Source organism: Streptomyces sp. NPDC059373 (genome assembly GCF_042751495.1).
GTDB lineage: Bacteria > Actinomycetota > Actinomycetes > Streptomycetales > Streptomycetaceae > Actinacidiphila.
In genome coordinates, this window is record NZ_JBHYXC010000001.1 from 478331 (window position 1) to 497218 (window position 18888).

The 18888-nt window shown below is 71.6% G+C and carries 20 protein-coding genes; 3 read left to right on the top strand and 17 right to left on the bottom strand.

Annotation, left to right across the window (positions count from 1 at the left end; all coding sequences use genetic code 11):
- Positions 1–48 precede the first annotated feature (48 nt).
- The 7 genes from ACFXJ5_RS02170 to glmS form a co-directional block, all read right to left on the bottom strand.
- Complete coding sequence (locus ACFXJ5_RS02170; protein ID WP_384625589.1) at positions 49–231, bottom strand: hypothetical protein; 183 nt, start codon at positions 229–231, stop codon at positions 49–51.
- A 141-nt stretch (positions 232–372) separates the two neighbouring features.
- Positions 373–882: a tRNA (adenosine(37)-N6)-threonylcarbamoyltransferase complex ATPase subunit type 1 TsaE gene (gene tsaE, locus ACFXJ5_RS02175; protein ID WP_384625592.1), complete on the bottom strand. Its 510-nt coding sequence runs from the start codon at positions 880–882 to the stop codon at positions 373–375.
- A gap of 11 nt (positions 883–893) precedes the next feature.
- The gene (locus ACFXJ5_RS02180; protein WP_384625595.1) at positions 894–2180 is read right to left on the bottom strand and encodes an alpha/beta fold hydrolase; all 1287 of its coding nucleotides are present in this window, start codon (positions 2178–2180) and stop codon (positions 894–896) included.
- Positions 2181–2209: 29 nt separating this feature from the next.
- The gene (alr, locus tag ACFXJ5_RS02185) at positions 2210–3361 is read right to left on the bottom strand and encodes an alanine racemase (RefSeq protein ID WP_384625597.1); all 1152 of its coding nucleotides are present in this window, start codon (positions 3359–3361) and stop codon (positions 2210–2212) included.
- A 43-nt stretch (positions 3362–3404) separates the two neighbouring features.
- Positions 3405–4853, bottom strand: a complete 1449-nt coding sequence (locus ACFXJ5_RS02190) for an NAD(P)H-hydrate dehydratase (protein WP_384625600.1) — start codon at positions 4851–4853, stop codon at positions 3405–3407.
- 105 nt (positions 4854–4958) lie between these two features.
- On the bottom strand, positions 4959–5327 hold the full coding sequence (locus ACFXJ5_RS02195; RefSeq protein WP_384625602.1) for a holo-ACP synthase: 369 nt from the start codon (positions 5325–5327) through the stop codon (positions 4959–4961).
- Positions 5324–7171, bottom strand: a complete 1848-nt coding sequence (gene glmS, locus ACFXJ5_RS02200; RefSeq protein WP_384625604.1) for a glutamine--fructose-6-phosphate transaminase (isomerizing) — start codon at positions 7169–7171, stop codon at positions 5324–5326. The genes ACFXJ5_RS02195 and glmS overlap by 4 nt, the downstream gene beginning before the upstream one ends.
- A gap of 284 nt (positions 7172–7455) precedes the next feature.
- Here glmS and coaA point away from each other — a divergent pair, with 284 nt between their 5' ends.
- Positions 7456–8421, top strand: a complete 966-nt coding sequence (coaA, locus tag ACFXJ5_RS02205; RefSeq protein WP_384626549.1) for a type I pantothenate kinase — start codon at positions 7456–7458, stop codon at positions 8419–8421.
- A gap of 199 nt (positions 8422–8620) precedes the next feature.
- Positions 8621–9550 (top strand): DUF389 domain-containing protein, encoded by a 930-nt coding sequence (locus tag ACFXJ5_RS02210; RefSeq protein ID WP_384625607.1) that lies wholly within the window; start codon positions 8621–8623, stop codon positions 9548–9550.
- On the opposite strand, the gene glmM is transcribed toward ACFXJ5_RS02210, so the two are convergent.
- The 4 genes from glmM to ACFXJ5_RS02230 form a co-directional block, all read right to left on the bottom strand.
- Positions 9547–10905 (bottom strand): phosphoglucosamine mutase, encoded by a 1359-nt coding sequence (gene glmM, locus ACFXJ5_RS02215; protein WP_384625610.1) that lies wholly within the window; start codon positions 10903–10905, stop codon positions 9547–9549. The two genes, ACFXJ5_RS02210 and glmM, sit on opposite strands and share 4 nt — an antisense overlap.
- A 155-nt stretch (positions 10906–11060) precedes the next feature.
- Positions 11061–11579, bottom strand: coding sequence for a 30S ribosomal protein S9 (rpsI, locus tag ACFXJ5_RS02220; RefSeq protein ID WP_384625613.1), 519 nt, complete (start codon positions 11577–11579; stop codon positions 11061–11063).
- 41 nt (positions 11580–11620) lie between these two features.
- A complete protein-coding gene (gene rplM, locus ACFXJ5_RS02225) occupies positions 11621–12073 on the bottom strand; it encodes a 50S ribosomal protein L13 (protein WP_127358129.1) in 453 nt (150 codons plus the stop codon).
- 227 nt (positions 12074–12300) lie between these two features.
- Positions 12301–13920: an ABC-F family ATP-binding cassette domain-containing protein gene (locus ACFXJ5_RS02230; protein WP_384625616.1), complete on the bottom strand. Its 1620-nt coding sequence runs from the start codon at positions 13918–13920 to the stop codon at positions 12301–12303.
- Positions 13921–13986: 66 nt separating this feature from the next.
- Here ACFXJ5_RS02230 and ACFXJ5_RS02235 point away from each other — a divergent pair, with 66 nt between their 5' ends.
- Positions 13987–15006 (top strand): hypothetical protein, encoded by a 1020-nt coding sequence (locus ACFXJ5_RS02235; protein WP_384625618.1) that lies wholly within the window; start codon positions 13987–13989, stop codon positions 15004–15006.
- Here ACFXJ5_RS02235 and truA read toward each other — a convergent pair.
- The 6 genes from truA to rpmJ all read right to left on the bottom strand — a co-directional run bounded on the left by truA (position 14989) and on the right by rpmJ (position 18854).
- Positions 14989–15858, bottom strand: coding sequence for a tRNA pseudouridine(38-40) synthase TruA (gene truA / locus ACFXJ5_RS02240; protein WP_384625621.1), 870 nt, complete (start codon positions 15856–15858; stop codon positions 14989–14991). The two genes, ACFXJ5_RS02235 and truA, sit on opposite strands and share 18 nt — an antisense overlap.
- Positions 15859–15931: 73 nt before the next feature.
- Positions 15932–16453 carry a 50S ribosomal protein L17 gene (gene rplQ, locus ACFXJ5_RS02245; RefSeq protein ID WP_384625624.1) on the bottom strand — a complete coding sequence of 174 codons (522 nt, stop codon included), beginning with the start codon at positions 16451–16453 and terminating at the stop codon, positions 15932–15934.
- Between the two features lie 90 nt (positions 16454–16543).
- Entirely contained in the window at positions 16544–17566 is a 1023-nt protein-coding gene (locus ACFXJ5_RS02250; protein WP_384625627.1) for a DNA-directed RNA polymerase subunit alpha, read from the bottom strand.
- Positions 17567–17702: 136 nt separating this feature from the next.
- Positions 17703–18107: a 30S ribosomal protein S11 gene (rpsK, locus tag ACFXJ5_RS02255; RefSeq protein ID WP_003956432.1), complete on the bottom strand. Its 405-nt coding sequence runs from the start codon at positions 18105–18107 to the stop codon at positions 17703–17705.
- Between the two features lie 67 nt (positions 18108–18174).
- Positions 18175–18555 carry a 30S ribosomal protein S13 gene (rpsM, locus tag ACFXJ5_RS02260; protein ID WP_127356371.1) on the bottom strand — a complete coding sequence of 127 codons (381 nt, stop codon included), beginning with the start codon at positions 18553–18555 and terminating at the stop codon, positions 18175–18177.
- A gap of 185 nt (positions 18556–18740) precedes the next feature.
- On the bottom strand, positions 18741–18854 hold the full coding sequence (gene rpmJ, locus ACFXJ5_RS02265; protein WP_003956441.1) for a 50S ribosomal protein L36: 114 nt from the start codon (positions 18852–18854) through the stop codon (positions 18741–18743).
- Between the last annotated feature and the right edge of the window lie 34 nt (positions 18855–18888).

The following is an 18888-nucleotide window of genomic DNA, read 5'->3' on the forward strand; positions in this document are numbered from 1 at the left end:
AGCCCAGGATTCCGCCGAAAGAGTGAAGGCGGGCTGGACAGGGCCGGCCTAAGCCGCGTCCCGGGCGTCCCCGTCCGCGCCCGTGTCCGCGTCCTCCGAGGGCTCCGCATCACCGGCCGGCGGCGTACAGATCGCGTTCGCGGCCGGGCCGGCCGCAAGCAGGTCCCGCATGGAATACGAACCCGGCGCCGTCGGGGCGCCGTCTGCGTCCGTGGTGCCTTGGGCCGACATGCATGCCTCCTGGGGCAGACGTGGTTAGGTAGCCCTAACCAGTTCTCTGATTCCAGCAGAACACGTAAGGGGTGCCGTACGCAACATCTTCCCGACAGGTTGTCGGAACGAACCTGAATCCGCCCGTCCCGCCTGTCGCGCTCATCCCACCAGCGCGACCGACAGGTCGCACCCCGACCAGCGCAGACCGACGCCCGTCACCGTCACGTCGCGTACGTCGTGGTCGTCGACCGCCGGATCGGCCTCGCCTACGGCGCGGTGGATGACGACCTGCAACCGGGCCTCCGACAGCTCCTCGACCTTGCCCTCGCCCCACTCCACGACGACCACCGACTCGGGCAGTGAGACATCGAGATCCAGGTCCTCCATCTCGTCCAGGCCGCCGCCCAGCCGGTACGCGTCCACGTGCACCAGGGCCGGGCCGCCGACCAGCGACGGATGCACCCGGGCGATCACGAACGTCGGCGACGTGACCGCGCCCCGCACCCCCAGGCCCTCCCCCAGCCCGCGCGCCAGCGTCGTCTTGCCGGCCCCCAGTTCGCCGCTGAGCAGGACGAGGTCGCCGGGCGCCAGCAGACCGGCGAGCCGACGCCCCAGGTCCTTCATCTGCTCGGGGGTCTTGACAGTGATGCGTGCTGCGGCGTCTTCCATGTGCCCGAATGCTACGCGCCGAGGGCGCTGTCTCCGGCGCTCCTGTCCGTGGCGGCCAGCTCGCGCAGAGCCTGCGGGAGCGGGGCGCGGGCGGCGTCGGCGGCCTCGGTCAGCAGCGCGGCCAGATGCCCCATGACGAGGTCCGGGTACTCCAGCATGACCAGGTGCCCGGCGTTCTCGATGACGACCAGCTCCGTGTCGGGCAGCCGCTCTGCGATGGCGCGGCTGTGCTCGCTCGGGGTCAGCAGGTCCTTGTCGCCGGCCAGCACCAGCCCGGGCAGGCTGTCCAGTACGTCCAGCGCCTCGGCCTTCTCGTGCTCCGTGAAGGCCGGGTAGAACTCCGCCACCACGTCGATCGGCGTCGACTCGATCAGCCGCTCGGCGAACCGCGCCACCGCCGGGTCCACGTCGTCCGACCCGAACGAGTACCGCTTCACGATCCCCGCGAACAGATCCGCCGTCGCCCGCCGCCCCCGCTCCACCAGGTCCACCTGCGTGCCCAGCATCCGCAGCACACCCGGCGCCAGCGCCCGCAGCGCCCGCGCCCCGGCGGCCGGCAGGCCCAGCGTCACCGACGCCAGCTTTCCGGAGGACGTACCGACGAAGGCGAAGCCGGCCACCCGCTCGTGGATCAGCTCGGGGAACTGCTCCGCCAGCGCCATGATCGTCATGCCGCCCATGGAGTGCCCTATGAGCACCAGCGGGCCGTCCGGCGCGGCGGCCTCGATGACCTTCTTCAGATCCCGGCCGAGTTGGTCGATCGTCGCCGGCTCGCCCGCCACCTGGTCCCGGCCGCGCTCGGACCGGCCGTGGCTGCGCTGGTCCCAGTAGACGGCCCGTACGCTGCCGCGCAGTGCGGCCCGCTGGAAGTGCCAGGAGTCCTGGTTGAGGCAGTAGCCGTGGCTGAAGACCAGGGTGAGCGGCGCTGCGGCGCCATTGCGCCGGAAGAGGCCGCCCCAGCGCCTTGTGGGGGCCGGTGCGACGTCCGCCACCGCGGGGTCGACGTCCTCGACCTCGTAGTAGAGCTCCGTGCCGTCCTCGGCCGCCACCCGCCCGGGCATGCCGCGCAGGCTGCCGTATGGGCCCGACGCGTCCAGCGCGAGCCGCGCCTTCCTGCGTATGCCCCGGCCGACGGTCGCCCGTTCGAGCGCGACGCCGGCGGCGGCGCCCGCGGCGACCACGCCGATGGCCGCGCCGACGAAGCCGGCCTTGGTCCAGCTTCTGCCCGCCACGACCACGGCCTCCGCCGCCTCTTGTACCGCTCTCCCCGTTGTCGTACCCGTACCGCTGTCGCTCATGATCCTGTGCTGCTCCCTTTGGCTACGCGCTACTTACCCACGTAGACGCGCGGCACCCGGGTCCCGATCCGAGTGACGATCTCGTACGCGATGGTGCCCGCCGCCCGCGCCCAGTCCTCGGCGGTCGGCTCCCCCTGATCACCCGGACCGAACAGTAGCGCCTCGTCCCCGACCGTCGCCGCGTCCCCTCCCAGGTCCACCACGAACTGGTCCATCGCCACCCGCCCGGCCACCGTCCGCCACTTCCCCGCCACCAGCACCGGGCCGGTGTTCGAAGCGTGGCGCGGGACGCCGTCCGCGTAGCCCAGCGGGACCAGCGCGAGCGTCGTCTCGCCCGGCGTCACGTAATGGTGCCCGTACGACACCCCGTGGCCGCCCGGCGCGGTCTTCACCAGCGCCAGGCGCGCGCCCAGGGTCATGACGGGCCGCAGCCCGAAGTCCGCGGGGCCGCCGACCTGCGGAACCGGTGAGACCCCGTACATGGCGATGCCGGTGCGGACGAGGTCGTAGTGCGACTCGGGGATCGTCAGCGTCGCCGGGGAGTTCGCGAGGTGCCGCACCTCGGGGCGGAGCCCGGCGGCTTCGGCGGTGGCGAGGCTGTCGCGGTAGGCGGTGAGCTGGGCCGCGTTGGAGGGGTGCCCCGGCTCGTCGGCGCAGGCGAAGTGCGACCAGATGCCGGTGACGCGGACCAGCCCGTCGCGCTCGGCGGCCCGGGCGGCGGCCGTCAGCTCCGGCCAGTCGGCGGGCTGGGCGCCGTTCCGGCCGAGCCCGGTGTCGGCCTTGAGGTGGACGCGGGCGGTGCGCCGCGCCGCGCGGGCCGCCTCGGTCACCTCGCGCAGCGCCCACATTCCGCTCACCGACACGTCCAAGTCCGCCTCGACGGCCGCACGCCACGGCCCGCCCGGCGTCCAGAGCCAGCACAGCGTGGGCGCCGTGATCCCGGCCGCCCGCAGCGCCAGCGCCTCCTCCGGGGTCGCCGTGCCCAGCCACGTCGCGCCGGCCTCCAGCGCGGCGCGGGCGCACCGGACCGCGCCGTGGCCGTACGCGTCCGCCTTCACGACCGCCATCAGCGCGGCCTGCGGGGCACGGGCGCGCAGCGCATCGACGTTCGCCCGGAGGGCGTTGAGGTCGATGCGTGCCCACGCGCGCAGGGTGCTGGTGCTTCCGCTGTCACTTTCCATCGGCATCATTCTCTCAGGCGCCGCGCGGGAAAAGCCGCCGCCGTCAGCCGCGCACGTCGCGCCACGCGTCCGGCACCGCGAAGGCCACGTCCAGCGCCGAGACCGGCGCACCCACCGCGCCGGACGCGATGCGCGCCGCCAGGCCGTGCAGATACGCCCCGACAGACGCCGCGTCGCGCCCCGCGAGGCCCGCCGCGAGCAACGAACCCGTGAGCCCGGACAGGATGTCCCCGCTGCCCGCCGTGGCCAGCCAGGGCGTACCCGTCGGGTTCACCCGCACCGGGCCCGAGGACGAGGCGACCAGCGTGGTGGACCCCTTCAGCAGCGCCGTGGCGCCGAACCGCTCGGCCAGGGCCCGTACGGAGGACAGCCGGGCACCCTCGACCTCCTCGCGGGACACGCCGAGCAGCGCGGCGGCCTCACCGGCGTGCGGGGTGAGGACGGTCTCGGCGGCCCGGGACCGTACGAGATCGCGGTCCAGCAACCGCAGGCCGTCCGCGTCGACCAGCACCGGCACGTCGGACGCGAGGACGTCGTGCACGGCCTGGCGGGCGTCCGAGCCGTCGCCCAGCCCCGGGCCGACGACCCAGGCCTGGACCCGCCCGGCCTTCTTCGGCGGCCCGGCCGTCACCAGCGTCTCCGGGAAGCGCGCGAGCACCGCCTCCGCCCCGAGCCCGACGTACCGTACGGCCCCGGCGCCGCCGTGCAGCGCGCCCGCGACCGCCAGCACGGCGGCGCCGGGATAGCGCTCGGAGCCGGCGACGACCCCGATCACGCCGCGCCGGTACTTGTCGCTCTCCCCGGTGGGGTGCGGCAGCAGCGCGGCCACGTCGGCGTGTTGCAGCGCCTCGAACTCCGCCTCCGGCGGGACCGTCGCGCCGAGTCCGATGTCGATGAGCCGCAGGACCCCCACGTATGCGGCGGCCGGATCGATGAGCAGCCCCGGCTTGTACGCGCCGAACGTCACCGTCAGGTCCGCCCGCACCGCCGCGCCGCGCACCTCGCCGCTGTCCGCGTCGATCCCGCTCGGCAGGTCGACCGCCACCACGATCGCGTCCGACTCCTGCGCCGCCTCTGCCAGTGGCACCGCCTCAGGGCGCAGCCCGCCCTTGCCGCCGATGCCCACGATGCCGTCCAGCACGAGGTCCGCCCGTCCGATCACCGGCCCCGCCGCCTCCGGGGCGACGGTCCGCCCACCGGCGGCCCTCAGCGCGGCCAGGCCGCCCCGGTGCGCCCGCTCCGGCGCGAGCAGCACCGCGGTCACCCCCGCGCCCCGCCCGGCCAGTCGCGCCCCCGCGTAGAGCGCGTCCCCGCCGTTGTCCCCGCTCCCGGCCAGCACCACCACCCGGGCCCCGTACGCCCCGCCCAGCGCCGCCACACACGCCGCCGCGAGCCCTGCGGCCGCCCTCTGCATCAGCGCGCCTTCCGGCGCCCTCTCCATGAGCGCCCGCTCGGCGCCCCGTACGGTCTCAACGCTGTACGCGTGCCTCATGGTCCCCCATTCAACCGCGCCGCCCCGGCGCGTGCCTGATTGCGGGTCGGTCGGCGGCTGACCGCCGGTGGCCGGGCCGAAAACGCCCGCACCCCGCAGGTGCCCTCACGCCTCGGCGACAACCACCGCCGACGCGACCCCCGCGTCGTGGCTCAGCGACACGTGCCAGGACCGCACTCCCAGCTCGGCGGCCCGCGCCTCGACCGTCCCCCGTACGACAAGCCGCGGTTGCCCCGAGTCCTCGGTCACGATCTCCGCGTCCGTCCACAGCAGCCCGGCGGGCGCGCCCAGCGCCTTCGCCAGGGCCTCCTTGGCCGCGAAGCGCGCCGCCAGCGAGGCGATGCCGCGCCTCGCGCCCCCCGGGAGGTAGAGCTCGGCCGGGACGAACAGGCGCGCGGCCATGCCGGGCGTACGCTCCAGGGCCGCCGCGAAGCGGTCGATCTCGGCAACGTCAATGCCGACGCCGACGATCACTCCACCGTCACCGACTTGGCGAGGTTGCGGGGCTGGTCGACCTCGTTGCCGCGCGCGGTCGCGAGTTCGCAGGCGAAGACCTGTAGCGGCACCGTGGCGACCAGCGGCTGGAGCAGCACCGGCGTGGCCGGGATGCGCACCAGGTGATCGGCGTACGGAACGACCGTCTCGTCGCCCTCCTCCGCGATCACGATGGTGCGGGCGCCACGGGCGCGGATCTCCTGGATGTTGGACACGATCTTGTCGTGCAGGATGGACCGCCCACGCGGCGACGGCACAATCACCACCACCGGCAGATCCTCCTCGATCAGCGCGATCGGCCCGTGCTTGAGCTCACCCGCCGCGAAGCCCTCGGCGTGCATGTACGCCAGCTCCTTGAGCTTGAGGGCGCCCTCCAACGCGACCGGGTAACCCACATGCCGCCCGAGGAAGAGCACCGTCTTCTTGTCCTTGAGCGAGCGCGCCAGCTCCCGCACCGGCTCCATCGTCCCGAGGACCTCCTCCACCTGCCGGGACACGCCGGACAGCTCGCGCACCACCGCGACGATCTCGTCCCCCCACTTGGTGCCCCGGACCTGCGCCAGATACAGCGCCACCAGATAGCAGGCGACGACCTGCGTCAGGAAGGCCTTCGTCGACGCCACCGCCACCTCGGGCCCGGCATGCGTGTAGAGCACGGCATCGGACTCCCGGGGAATCGTCGAGCCGTTCGTGTTGCAGATGGCCAGCACCTTCGAGCCCTGCTCGCGGGCGTGCCGCAGGGCCATGAGGGTGTCCATGGTCTCGCCGGACTGGCTGATGGCGACGACCAGGGAGCGGGGATCCAGGATCGGGTCGCGGTAGCGGAACTCACTGGCCAGTTCGACCTCGCAGGGGATCCGCGTCCAGTGCTCGATGGCGTACTTGGCGATCATTCCGGCGTGGAAGGCGGTGCCGCACGCCACGATGACGATCTTGTCGATCTCCCGCAGCACCCCGTCGGGGATCCGCACCTCGTCGAGCGTCAGCCGGCCGCTCGCGTCGATCCGCCCGAGCAGCGTGTCGGCGACGGCCTTCGGCTGCTCGGCGATCTCCTTGAGCATGAAGTAGTCGTAGCCGCCCTTTTCGGCGGCGGAGGCGTCCCAGTCGACGTGATACGGACGTACGTCGGCGGGCTTGCCGTCGAAGTCGGTGACCGTGACGCGCTCGCGGCGCAGCTCGACGACCTGGTCCTGGCCGAGTTCGACGGCCTCGCGGGTGTGGGCGATGAACGCGGCGACATCGGACGCCAGGAAGTTCTCCCCCTCCCCCACGCCCACCACCAGCGGGGAGTTGCGCCGGGCGCCGACCACGACGCCGGGTTGGTCGGCGTGCACCGCGACCAGTGTGAAGGCGCCGTCGAGGCGCCGGCAGACCAGCCGCATGGCCTCGGCCAGGTCGCCGCAGGACGAGAAGTTCTCGGCCAGCAGGTGTGCGACGACCTCGGTGTCGGTCTCGGAGTGGAGCTCGTGCCCCCGCTCGGCGAGTTCGGCCCGCAGCGCGGCGAAGTTCTCGATGATGCCGTTGTGGACGACGGCGACGCGGCCGGCGTTGTCGAGGTGCGGGTGGGCGTTGGCGTCGGTGGGGCCGCCGTGGGTGGCCCAGCGGGTGTGGCCGATGCCGGCGAGACCGGTCGGCAGGGGCAGCTCCTCCAGGACCTTTTCGAGGTTGGCGAGCTTGCCGGCCTTCTTGGCGGCGGCGAGCCCGCCGTCGGCGAGCACGGCGACACCCGCCGAGTCGTACCCCCGGTACTCCAGGCGCTTCAGCCCGGCGATGACCACGTCGAGGGCGGACCGGCCGCCCACGTATCCCACGATTCCGCACATGGGGGACAGCGTAGGCCGTGCCGGCTCCGCCCTCGGTAGCCCGTCGGCGGCACGTCGGATTCGCGCCCGATAGGCCCGCATCGCCAGGGGAAGAACACCACCGCTTTCCCCTCCGCCCAGAGCAGCGACCACAGCGCGGGCGTGGCCACCGGGCCGCCGGCCATCAGTTACGACCACGCTCCTCCCCGCCACTGACATTCCTCCCACAGACCACCAACGCGGTCTTGAGGCGACCCCGAGGTGAATCGCGTTCATACCGGCGCAACAATGGGCCCGTGCCGCCGATGACGACCTCCGCCCAGCCGACCCCGTTCGTGGACCTCACCCGGGCCGAGTGGAGCGCCCTGCGCGACCGCACCCCGCTCCCCTTGACGGCGGAGGAGGTCGAACGGCTGCGCGGCCTGGGCGACGTGGTGGACCTGGACGAGGTCCGCGACATCTACCTGCCGCTGTCCCGGCTGCTCAACCTCTACGTCGGCGCCACCAGCGGCCTGCGCGGCGCCCTCAACACCTTCCTCGGCGACGCCGGCAACGGCCACGGCGCCCAGTCCGGCACCCCGTTCGTCATAGGCGTCGCGGGCAGTGTCGCGGTCGGCAAGTCCACCGTCGCCCGTATCCTCCGGGCGGTCCTGGCCCGCTGGCCCGAGCACCCGCGCGTCGAACTCGTCACCACGGACGGCTTCCTGCTGCCCAAGGCCGAGCTCCAGGCGCGCGGCCTCATGTCCCGCAAGGGCTTCCCCGAGTCGTACGACCGCCGGGCCCTCACCCGCTTCGTCGCCGACGTCAAGGCCGGCAAGGACGAGGTCACCGCGCCCGTCTACTCCCATCTGATCTACGACATCGTCCCCGGCGAACGCCTCGTCGTCCGCCGCCCCGACATCCTGATCGTCGAGGGCCTCAACGTCCTCCAGCCCGCCCTCCCCGGCAAGGACGGCCGCACCCGGGTCGGCCTCGCCGACTTCTTCGACTTCAGCATCTACGTCGACGCCCGCACCGAGGACATCGAGCAGTGGTACCTCGCCCGCTTCCGCAAGCTCCGCGAGACCGCCTTCCAGGACCCGCTCTCGTACTTCCACCGGTACACCGAGGTCTCCGAGGAAAAAGCGATGGCCTACGGCCGTCACACCTGGCGCGCCATCAACGAGCCCAACCTGAGGGAGAACGTCCTCCCCACGCGGGGCCGCGCGGCCCTTGTGCTCCGCAAAGGGCCGGACCACAAAGTGCAGCGCCTCTCGCTGCGCAAGCTTTAGCGGCCACCGGGCCGCGCCCGGGTACGAGACCGTCGTGGTACGCACCGTTGCCGGATGCGGGCCGGTTGGGCCAGGGGCGCAGCCCCCGCGGGGGTCCGGGGCGGAGCCCCGGGTGGGAGCCGGTGGCCGCCAACGGATCCGCACGGTGGCTGCAGATTGGGAAGCACCCGCCGTGGGCGCCGCCCGTAAGCTGCGGCGCATGCTTCACCTGCGGATGATCGTCCCTCCCGACCGCACCGACGACGTCGTGGCCCTCGTCGAGCGGACCGTCGGCACCACGCACCTCGCCGTCCTGCCGGGGGTGGCACGCGATCCGCGCGGCGACATCGTCCTGTGCGACGTCGCCCGGGAGGCGGCGGACGGGCTGCTGCGGGAGCTGCGCGAACTCGGCGTCGTGGACGACGGGTCGGTCGCGGTGGACGACATCGACCTCTCCCTCTCCCGTCGCGCCGACAAGGCCGAGGAGGACGCGCCCGGGGAGGGCGCGGACGCCGTCCTGTGGGAATCGCTGACGGAGGCGACGCACGAGGAGTCGACGCTGACCGTCACCTACCTGGCGTTCCTGTCCCTGGCGACGATGCTCGCCGCCTTCGGGGTGATGCTGGACAGCGCGATCCTGATCGTGGGCGCGATGGTGGTGGGCCCGGAGTTCGGACCGCTGGCGGGGGTGTGCACGGGCCTGGTGCAGCGTCACCCGCGGCTGGCGTGGCGGTCGTCGGTCGCGCTGCTGGTCGGCTTTCCGGTGGCGATGCTGCTGACCGGCGGCTTCAACTTCCTGATGGACCTTCTGGGCGTGTTCAGCCGGGCGGAGTTCACCGCGCCGCATCCCTCCACCGAGTTCATCTGGCAGCCGGACGCCGGATCGTTCATCGTGGCCTTCCTGGCCGGCATCGCGGGGATACTGTCGCTGACCTCGTCCAAGTCCGGTGCGCTGGTGGGCGTCGCGATCTCGGTGACCACCGTCCCCGCCGCCGCGCACGCCGCGCTGGCGCTCGCCTACAGCCATTACGACGCGGCGTGGGGTTCCTCGCTCCAGCTCCTGGTCAACCTCGCCGGCATCGTCATCGCGGGCACGCTCACGCTGCTCGCCCAGAAGTGGTTCTGGGCGAGCAGACGCCAACAGGCTTAACCCAGCGCCGACTTCACGACGTCGGCAAGCCGCCCGGCCACCGACCGGGCGTGGTCGATGTCGGCGGCCTCGACCATGACCCGTACGAGCGGCTCGGTGCCCGAGGACCGCAGCAGCACGCGTCCGGTGGTGCCCAGCTCGGCCTCGGCCTCGGCGACGGCCGAGGTGAGTTCGGGCGAGAGGCCCACCCGGGTCTTGTCGACGTCGCGGACATTCACCAGCACCTGCGGCAGCCGCTGCATCACGCCGGCCAGCTCGGCCAGGGACCGTCCGGTGGCGGCGACGCGGGCGGCCAGCAGCAGTCCGGTCAGGGTGCCGTCGCCGGTGGTGGCGTGGTCGAGGATGATGACGTGGCCGGACTGCTCGCCGCCGAGCGCATAGCCGCGGGCCTTCATCTCCTCCAGGACGTAGCGGTCGCCGACCGCCGTCTGGATCAGCTCGATGCCCTCGCGCTCCATGGCCAGCTTGAAGCCCAGGTTGGACATGACCGTGCCGACCACGGTGTCCTTGCGCAGGTGTCCGGCCTCCCGCATGGCCAGGGCCAGTACGGCGAGGATCTGGTCGCCGTCGACCTCCTCGCCGGCCGCGTCGACCGCGAGGCAGCGGTCGGCGTCGCCGTCGTGGGCGATGCCGAGGTCGGCGCCGTGCTCGACGACGGCGGCCTTGAGGAGCTCGAGGTGCGTGGATCCGCAGCCGTCGTTGATGTTGAGGCCGTCCGGCTCGGTGCCGATCGTGACGACCGTGGCACCGGCGCGGGTGAAGGCCTCGGGCGAGACGCGGGCGGCGGCGCCGTGTGCCTCGTCCAGTACGACGGTGAGGCCGTCGAGGCGGTTCGGCACGACGGTGAGCAGATGGCCCACGTAGTCCTCGAAGCCCTCGTTGTAGTCGCGTACCCGCCCGACGCCCGCCCCGGTCGGCCGGTCCCAGGGCGCGCCGGTGCGGTGCTCGTCGTAGACGGCCTCGATACGGTCCTCCAGCTCGTCGGCGAGCTTGTGACCGCCGCGGGCGAAGAACTTGACGCCGTTGTCCGGCATGGCGTTGTGGCTCGCGGAGAGCATCACGCCGAGGTCGGCGCCCAGCGCGCCGGTGAGATACGCCACCGCCGGGGTGGGCAGCACACCGACCCGCAGGACGTCCACGCCCGCGCTCGCGAGGCCCGCCACGACCGCGGCCTCCAGGAACTCTCCGGACGCCCGCGGATCCCGCCCCACCACGGCCACCGGCCGGTGGCCCGCGAAGGTGCCCGCCTCGGCGAGAACATGCGCCGCCGCGACCGACAGCCCGAGCGCCAGCTCCGCCGTCAGATCGGCGTTGGCGACGCCGCGCACACCGTCCGTACCGAAGAGTCGTCCCACAGTGCATCCTCCGAGTGTGTGCCGTGCCGGTCCGGCTCGATCCCGGCTCCTGGTCGTCCCCCCAGGTACCCCAGATATACGCCTGCCCCCGAAACACGTACGCCCCGGAGGCGCACAAAGTGCCTCCGGGGCGTACGGCGCAATAGCGAGCGTGATTAGCGCTTGCTGTACTGCGGCGCCTTGCGGGCCTTCTTGAGACCGGCCTTCTTGCGCTCGACCGTGCGGTCGTCGCGGGTGAGGAAGCCGGCCTTCTTGAGCAGCGCGCGGTTGTTGTCCGCGTCCGCCTCGTTCAGCGCGCGGGCGACGCCGAGGCGCAGCGCACCGGCCTGGCCGGAGATGCCGCCGCCGCTGATGCGGGCGAAGACGTCGTAGCGGCCGTCGAGCTCAAGGATCTTGAACGGCTCGTTGACTTCCTGCTGGTGCACCTTGTTGGGGAAGTAACCCTCAAGGGTGCGACCGTTGACCTTCCACTTGCCGGTGCCCGGGACGATCCGGACGCGGGCAACGGACTCCTTGCGGCGGCCGGTGCCGGCAGCCGGCTGCGGGTCGCCGAAGCGGCCCGCGAGCGACTCGGAGGTGTACTCCTCCGGGATGTCAATGTTCTCGACGATCTCTGCGATCTCGACAACCTCGGCGTCTTCGACGACGGGGGCCTCGGGGGTGGTCTCAGCCACGATTCTCCTCAGATTGCTTTCTGTGATGTTGGTGGCTGGGACTAGCCCTGCGCGACCTGAGTGATCTCGAACGGAACCGGCTGCTGCGCGGCGTGCGGGTGCTCGGAGCCCGAGTACACCTTCAGCTTCGAGAGCATCTGACGGCCCAGGGTGTTCTTGGGGATCATGCCCTTGATGGCCTTCTCGACGGCCTTCTCCGGGTTCTTGTCCAGCAGCTCGTCGTAGCGGACGGACCGCAGACCACCCGGGAAGCCGGAGTGGCGGTAGGCGAGCTTCTGGGTCCGCTTGTTGCCGGACAGGTGCACCTTGTCGGCGTTGATGATGATGACGAAGTCACCGGTGTCAACGTGGGGCGCGTAATACGGCTTGTGCTTGCCCCGGAGGAGGTTCGCTGCCTGGGTGGCCAGACGGCCCAGGACAACGTCCTGCGCGTCAATGACGTGCCACTGGCGCTGGACATCGCCGGGCTTGGGGCTGAACGTACGCGCGGTCATAGCCTTCGCTTCTTCAGTGAGTGAGTCCTGACAAGGCCACCCGGACGATCACGACAGCCTTGTCGCCTGCGGTGACGCATACCGCAGGACGAACGCTGGTCATCGGCCCGGTGGACCGGCGTAGCGGCCTCTCACGTGAGAACGAGCAAGCCAATACGCATAACGAAATAGCAGAATAGCCGCCCCGCGGGGGCGGGGTCAAAACGGTGCCGTTTCAGCCGGGCACCCTACCGCTCCCGCGCCACACGCGCCTCATCCCACACGGGCTCGGTCGCCTCCCTCACGGTGCCGTCGGAACCGAACACGAGATACCGGTCGAAGGAGCGGGCGAACCAGCGGTCGTGGGTCACGGCGAGCACCGTCCCGTCGTAGGCCTCCAGGCCGTCCTGGAGGGCCTCCGCCGACTCCAGGTCAAGGTTGTCCGTGGGCTCGTCCAGAAGCAGTGCGGTGGTGCCCTGGAGCTCCAGGAGGAGGATCTGGAAGCGGGCCTGCTGGCCGCCGGAGAGCTGGTCGAAGCGCTGGTCGCCCTGGCGCTCCAGCTCGTACCGCCGCAGGGCGCCCATCGCCTTGCCCCGGTCGCGCGCGTGCTCGGTCCACAGGATGTCGACCAGGGTGCGGCCGAACAGCTCGGGATGGGCGTGGGTCTGCGCGAAGTGCCCGGGCACGACGCGCGCGCCGAGCTTCCAGGTCCCCGTGTGGTTGACCGGCTCGCCGGCCAGCAGCCGCAGGAAGTGCGACTTCCCGGAGCCGTTGGAGCCGAGCACGGCGACCCGCTCCCCGTAGTAGACCTCCAGGTCGAACGGCTTCATCAGCCCGGTCAGCTCCAGCCGCTCACAGGTGACAGCCCTGACACCGGTCCGGCCGCCCGCAAGCCGCATGGAGATGTTCTGCTCGCGCGGCGGCTCCTGCGGCGGCCCGGCGTCCTCGAAGCGGCGCAGCCGGGTCTGGGCGGCGTGATAGCGCGAGGCCATGTCGGGGCTGATCGCGGCCTGCTGGCGCAGCGTGAACACCAGCTTCTTCAGCTTCGCGTGCTCCTCGTCCCAGCGCCGCCGCAGCTCCTCGAAGCGCGCGAAGCGCTCCTTCCGGGCCGCGTGATACGTACCGAAGCCGCCGCCGTGCACCCACACGTCGCTGCCCGCGGGACCGGGCTCGACGCTGACGATCTTCTCCGCCGAGCGGTCCAGCAGCTCCCGGTCGTGCGACACGAAGAGCACGGTCTTCTTGGTCTGCCGCAGCTGCTCCTCCAGCCACCGCTTGCCGGGGACGTCCAGATAGTTGTCCGGCTCGTCCAGCAGCAGCACCTCGTCGGTGCCGCGCAGCAGCGACTCCAGCACCAGCCGCTTCTGCTCACCGCCCGACAGCGTCTTGACCTCGCGCCACTGCGCCCGCTCGTACGGGACGCCCAGCGCGGCCATCGTGCACATGTCCCAGACCGTCTCGGCCTCGTAGCCCTGTGCCTCGGCCCAGTCGCCGAGCGCGTGCGCGTACGCCATCTGCGCCGGCTCGTCGTCCTGCGCCATGATCGCCAGCTCGGCCGCGTCGACCGCCCTCGCGGCCTCCCGGATACGCGGCGGGGCCACCGACACCAGCAGGTCCCGCACCGTCCGGTCGTCCCGCACCGACCCGACGAACTGCGGCATCACGCCCAGGCCGCCGCTCGCCGTCACCGCACCCCCGTGCGGCTTCAGGTCCCCGGCGATCAGCCTGAGCAGCGTCGTCTTCCCTGCCCCGTTCGCCCCGACCAGGGCGACCGCGGCGCCTTCTCCCACCCGGAACGAGACGTCGCCGAGCAGCAGCCGCCCGTCCGGCAGGTAGTACTCCAGATGTGCCGCCTCAACATGTCCCATGGCCCGAATTCTCGCGGGGCGGGCGCGTGCGACCAAACGGGTTTCGGATCTCATAGAATCCGCGCCATGAGTGAAGGGCCACAGCAGCCGCACAACCCCCAGCAGGGCCAGCAGGGTTGGCAGACCCCGCCAGCAGTGCCCCAGCAGCCTCAGGTGCTCCGCGGCAATGTCGTCGGTGAGCCGGAGCAACCCCAGGCGGCACCGTCCTGGAACGCGCCCACCGACTGGGCCCCGCCCATCCCGGGCCAGGGCACGCGCGGTCCGTCCGCGCAGCCCGCGCCCTTCGCGTCGGCCGAGCCCGACTGGTCCGCGCTGGCCGAACAGTCGGAGGCCCGGGCGAAGCGGCGGAAGCTGCTCTTCGTCGGCGGCGGGGCGCTCGCGGTGGCCGCGATAGCCGGGATCGTCGCGACGGCCGTCGTCAGCTCCAACCACAAGAAGCCGGTGGCCTCCCCCACCGTCACCGCCTCCACGACCGAGGCGCTGCCGCCCCAGCCGTCCTTCCCGTCGGTGACGCCCGCCCCGACCTACAACGCGCTGGACTTCATCTCCACCGCCAAGAAGGACACCGCCCCGCTCAGCGTCAACACCCTCTTCCCCGAGAAGAACAAGCTCTCCTGGGCCCAGGGCGCCCGCACCTACACCAAGACCGCCTCGGCCGGCACGAACTCCTGCACCTCGGCCGCTTCCGGCACCCTGGGCGCGGTCCTGAAGAAGTATGGCTGCAGCCACCTCTTCCGCGTCACCTACGTCCGCGGCACCGTCGCCGTCACGGTCGGGGTGGCCGTCTTCGACGACGCCGCCCACGCCGACCAGGTCAAGCAGCATGCCCAGGGTTACGTCCTCCCCCTCGCCGGCGGCGGCCAGGGCGCGTTCTGCCATGCGACGTCCTGCCGCCTGACCACCAACGCCAAGGGCCGTTACGCCTACTTCACCATCGCCGGACTCAGGAACAACCAGGCCGTCACCGCCTCCGACACCGTCGCCCGCCAGGCCGGCACCGACGGCGGCGCCTACGCCTTCAGCCGCATCGTCCAGCGCGGCCGCGACGCGGTGGCCTCGGCGGCCGCATCACCGGCCGCCGGCTGAGAGCTGACCGCACCCCGGCAGGGTGCGCATGTTGCGAGCCTCGCGGTTCCGCGCCGCGAGCAGCTCGTCGGCCGGGTAGCCGACCTCCTCCAGGGTGAGCCCGTGCGGCCGGACGACGTTGACCGCCGAGTGCCGGACGCGCCCGGCGAGGACCTCGCCGGGGAAGCCCACGGCGCGGTGGCCGTCGCCGACCAGGATCATCGCGCCGACCAGGGCGCGCACCATGTTGTGGCAGAAGGCGTCGGCCCGCACCGTGGCGACGGCCAGCCCGGTCGCGGGGTCCCGCTCCCAGGACAGCTCGAGGAGGGTACGGATCGTCGTGGCGCCCTCCCGCTTCTTGCAGTACGCCGCGAAGTCGTGCTCGCCGAGCAGCAGCTTCGCCGCCTCGTTCATCAGGCCGACGTCCACCGGCCGGTCGTGCCAGAGCACGTGCCCGCGCAGCAGCGGGTCGACGCCGCCCGGGTGGTCGCCCACCCGGTACGCGTAACGACGCCAGATCGCGGAGAACCGCGCGTTGAAGCCGTACGGGGCCTCGCCGACCCGCCACACCCGCACATCCCAGGGCAGCCGCCCGGCCAGGCGTCGCAGGAGCTTGCCGCCCTCGGCCGCCCAGACCTCCGCCGGGAGGTCGACGTGGGCGACCTGGCCCCGCGCGTGCACCCCGGCGTCGGTGCGTCCGGCGACGGTCAGGTCGACCGGGTCCGGCAGCCGGAGCACCGTCTGGATGGCGGACTCCAGCTCGCCCTGCACGGTCCGCCGGGTCCGCTGCTTGGCCCAGCCGGAGAATTCGGCGCCGTGATAGGCCAGGTCCAGCCGCACCCGTACGAAACCGGGCTCTACCTCATCGCTCACGCGGGTGATCCTCTCAGGAACGCGAAACGGGCCCGCCCCCAGCGAACTGGGTGCGGGCCCGTCCTGGTACGCGTTACGCGTCCTTGGACTCCTCGGCCGGAGCCTCGTCCTCGACGACCTCGACCTCGGCGTCAGCCTCGGGCTTGGCGTCCTCGACGACCTCGGGCTTGGCCTCGGACTCCTTGACCGCGCGCTTCGTCGCGGCCTCGGCCTCACCGGTCGCCTGCTGGGCGACGGTCAGGGCCTCGACCAGCTCGATGACCGCCATCGGGGCGTTGTCGCCACGACGGTTGCCGATCTTGGTGATGCGGGTGTAACCACCGGGGCGGTTCTCGTACCGCGGGGCGATCTCGGTGAAGAGCGTGTGGACGACGCTCTTGTCCGTGATCGTCTGCAGCACCAGGCGACGGTTGTGGATGTCGCCCTTCTTCGCCTTGGTGACCAGACGCTCCGCGATGGGACGCAGACGGCGCGCCTTGGCCTCGGTGGTGGTGATGCGGCCGTGCTCGAAGAGCGACTTCGCGAGGTTCGCGAGGAGCAGCTTCTCGTGCGCAGCGCTGCCGCCCAGACGGGCGCCCTTGGCGGGCTTCGGCATGGTGTTTCTCCTTGGATCTGCACCGGCCGTATCAGGTACCGGTGTCAGGGCCCCGCGGGCGGACGCCTGCGGGCAGCAATCAGGTCAGGCTCAGTACTGCTCGGTCTCCACGAAGCCCGCGTCCGCGTCGTCGTCGGCGCCGAAGGCGTCCGCGGCGGCGGTCGGGTCGAATCCGGGCGGGCTGTCCTTGAGGGCCAGGCCCATGCCGGCCAGCTTCGCCTTGACCTCGTCGATCGACTTCGCACCGAAGTTGCGGATGTCGAGCAGGTCCGCCTCGCTGCGGGCCACGAGCTCACCCACGGAGTGGATGCCCTCGCGCTTGAGGCAGTTGTACGAACGGACGGTGAGCTCGAGCTCCTCGATCGGGAGCGCGAGGTCCGCCGCCAGAGCGGCGTCCGTCGGGGACGGGCCCATGTCGATGCCCTCGGCGTCGACGTTGAGCTCGCGGGCCAGGCCGAACAGCTCGACCAGGGTCTTACCGGCCGAAGCCATCGCGTCGCGCGGGCGCATGGCCTGCTTGGTCTCGACGTCGACGATCAGCTTGTCGAAGTCGGTGCGCTGCTCGACACGGGTCGCCTCGACCTTGTACGTGACCTTGAGCACCGGGCTGTAGATGGAGTCGACCGGGATCCGGCCGATCTCCTGGCCCTGCTGCTTGTTCTGCACCGCGGAGACGTAGCCGCGACCGCGCTCGACGGTCAGCTCCATCTCCAGCTTGCCCTTGGCGTTCAGGGTGGACAGAACCAGGTCGGGGTTGTGCACCTCGACACCGGCCGGGGGCGCGATGTCGGCGGCGGTGACCACACCCGGGCCCTGCTTGCGCAGGTACATCACGACCGGCTCGTCGTGCTCCGAGGAGACGACCAGCTGCTTGATGTTGAGGATGAGGTCGGTCACGTCCTCCTTGACGCCCGGCACGGTGGTGAACTCGTGCAGGACACCGTCGACCCGGATCGAGGTGACTGCGGCACCCGGGATCGAGGAGAGGAGCGTACGGCGGAGCGAGTTGCCGAGGGTGTAGCCGAAGCCCGGCTCCAGCGGCTCGATCACGAACCGGGAGCGGAATTCGTCGACGACCTCTTCGGTCAACGAGGGGCGCTGAGCAATCAGCATGGTGCGATCCTTCTGTCAGGGGCGCCCGCTATTTGACGCCCGACATGTACTGCAAGGGTACGGGCGGTACGGCCGCAAAGCGTCCGTACCGCCCGATCCGTACTACAAGCGCGAGTGCTGCGCCGACGCCGGAGCGTCAGACGCGGCGGCGCTTCGGCGGACGGCAGCCGTTGTGCGGGGTGGGGGTGACGTCCTGGATCGAGCCGACCTCGAGGCCGGTGGCCTGGAGGGAGCGGATCGCGGTCTCACGGCCGGAGCCGGGACCCTTGACGAAGACGTCGACCTTGCGCATGCCGTGCTCCTGCGCGCGGCGGGCGGCCGACTCGGCGGCCATCTGCGCGGCGAAGGGGGTGGACTTGCGCGAGCCCTTGAAGCCGACGTGGCCGGCGGAGGCCCAGGAGATCACGTTGCCGGAGGGGTCCGTGATCGAGACGATGGTGTTGTTGAACGTGCTCTTGATGTGGGCGTGCCCGTGAGCGACGTTCTTCTTTTCCTTGCGGCGCACCTTCTTGGCAGCGCCCTGGCGACCCTTGGGGGGCATGTATTGACTCCAGAGGGGAGGTGGTCGGTCCTACAGCGAAGACCGCTGATGAGCGTCCTGCTGAGGACTACTTCTTGCCCGGCTTCTTCTTACCGGCGATGGCGCGACGCGGGCCCTTGCGGGTGCGGGCGTTCGTGTGGGTGCGCTGACCGTGGACCGGCAGGCCACGGCGGTGCCGCAGACCCTGGTAGCAGCCGATCTCGACCTTGCGGCGGATGTCCGCCTGGACCTCGCGGCGGAGGTCACCCTCGGTCTTGTAGTTGGCGTCCACGTACTCGCGGATCTTGACGAGGTCTTCCTCGGCAAGGTCGCGGACGCGGGTGTCCGGGTTCACGCCGGTGTTCTTCAGGGTCTCCTGGGCACGGGTGCGACCGATACCGAAGACGTAGGTGAGGGCGATCTCCACGCGCTTTTCGCGCGGGATGTCAACGCCCGAGATGCGTGCCACTTGGCCTGCTCCTGGTTAGCGTTCGGAGGTCTTCCGCAGCACCTGTCCCGGACCGTACGCGTACGTATCGGCCGGGTCCCCGGCCTCCGCCGGGGGTGTCATCCCCTTCGCGCAGGGGATGGGTGACTGCGTATCTACATTTTGTGCGTCGCGCGAAGAACTGCGGTAGTGCAGGTGGTCGTACGTCAGCCCTGGCGCTGCTTGTGGCGCAGGTTGTCGCAGATGACCATGACCCGACCGTGGCGGCGGATCACCTTGCACTTGTCGCAGATCTTCTTGACGCTCGGCTTGACCTTCATGGGGTTCAGGTTCTCCGGGTCGTGAGATCTACTC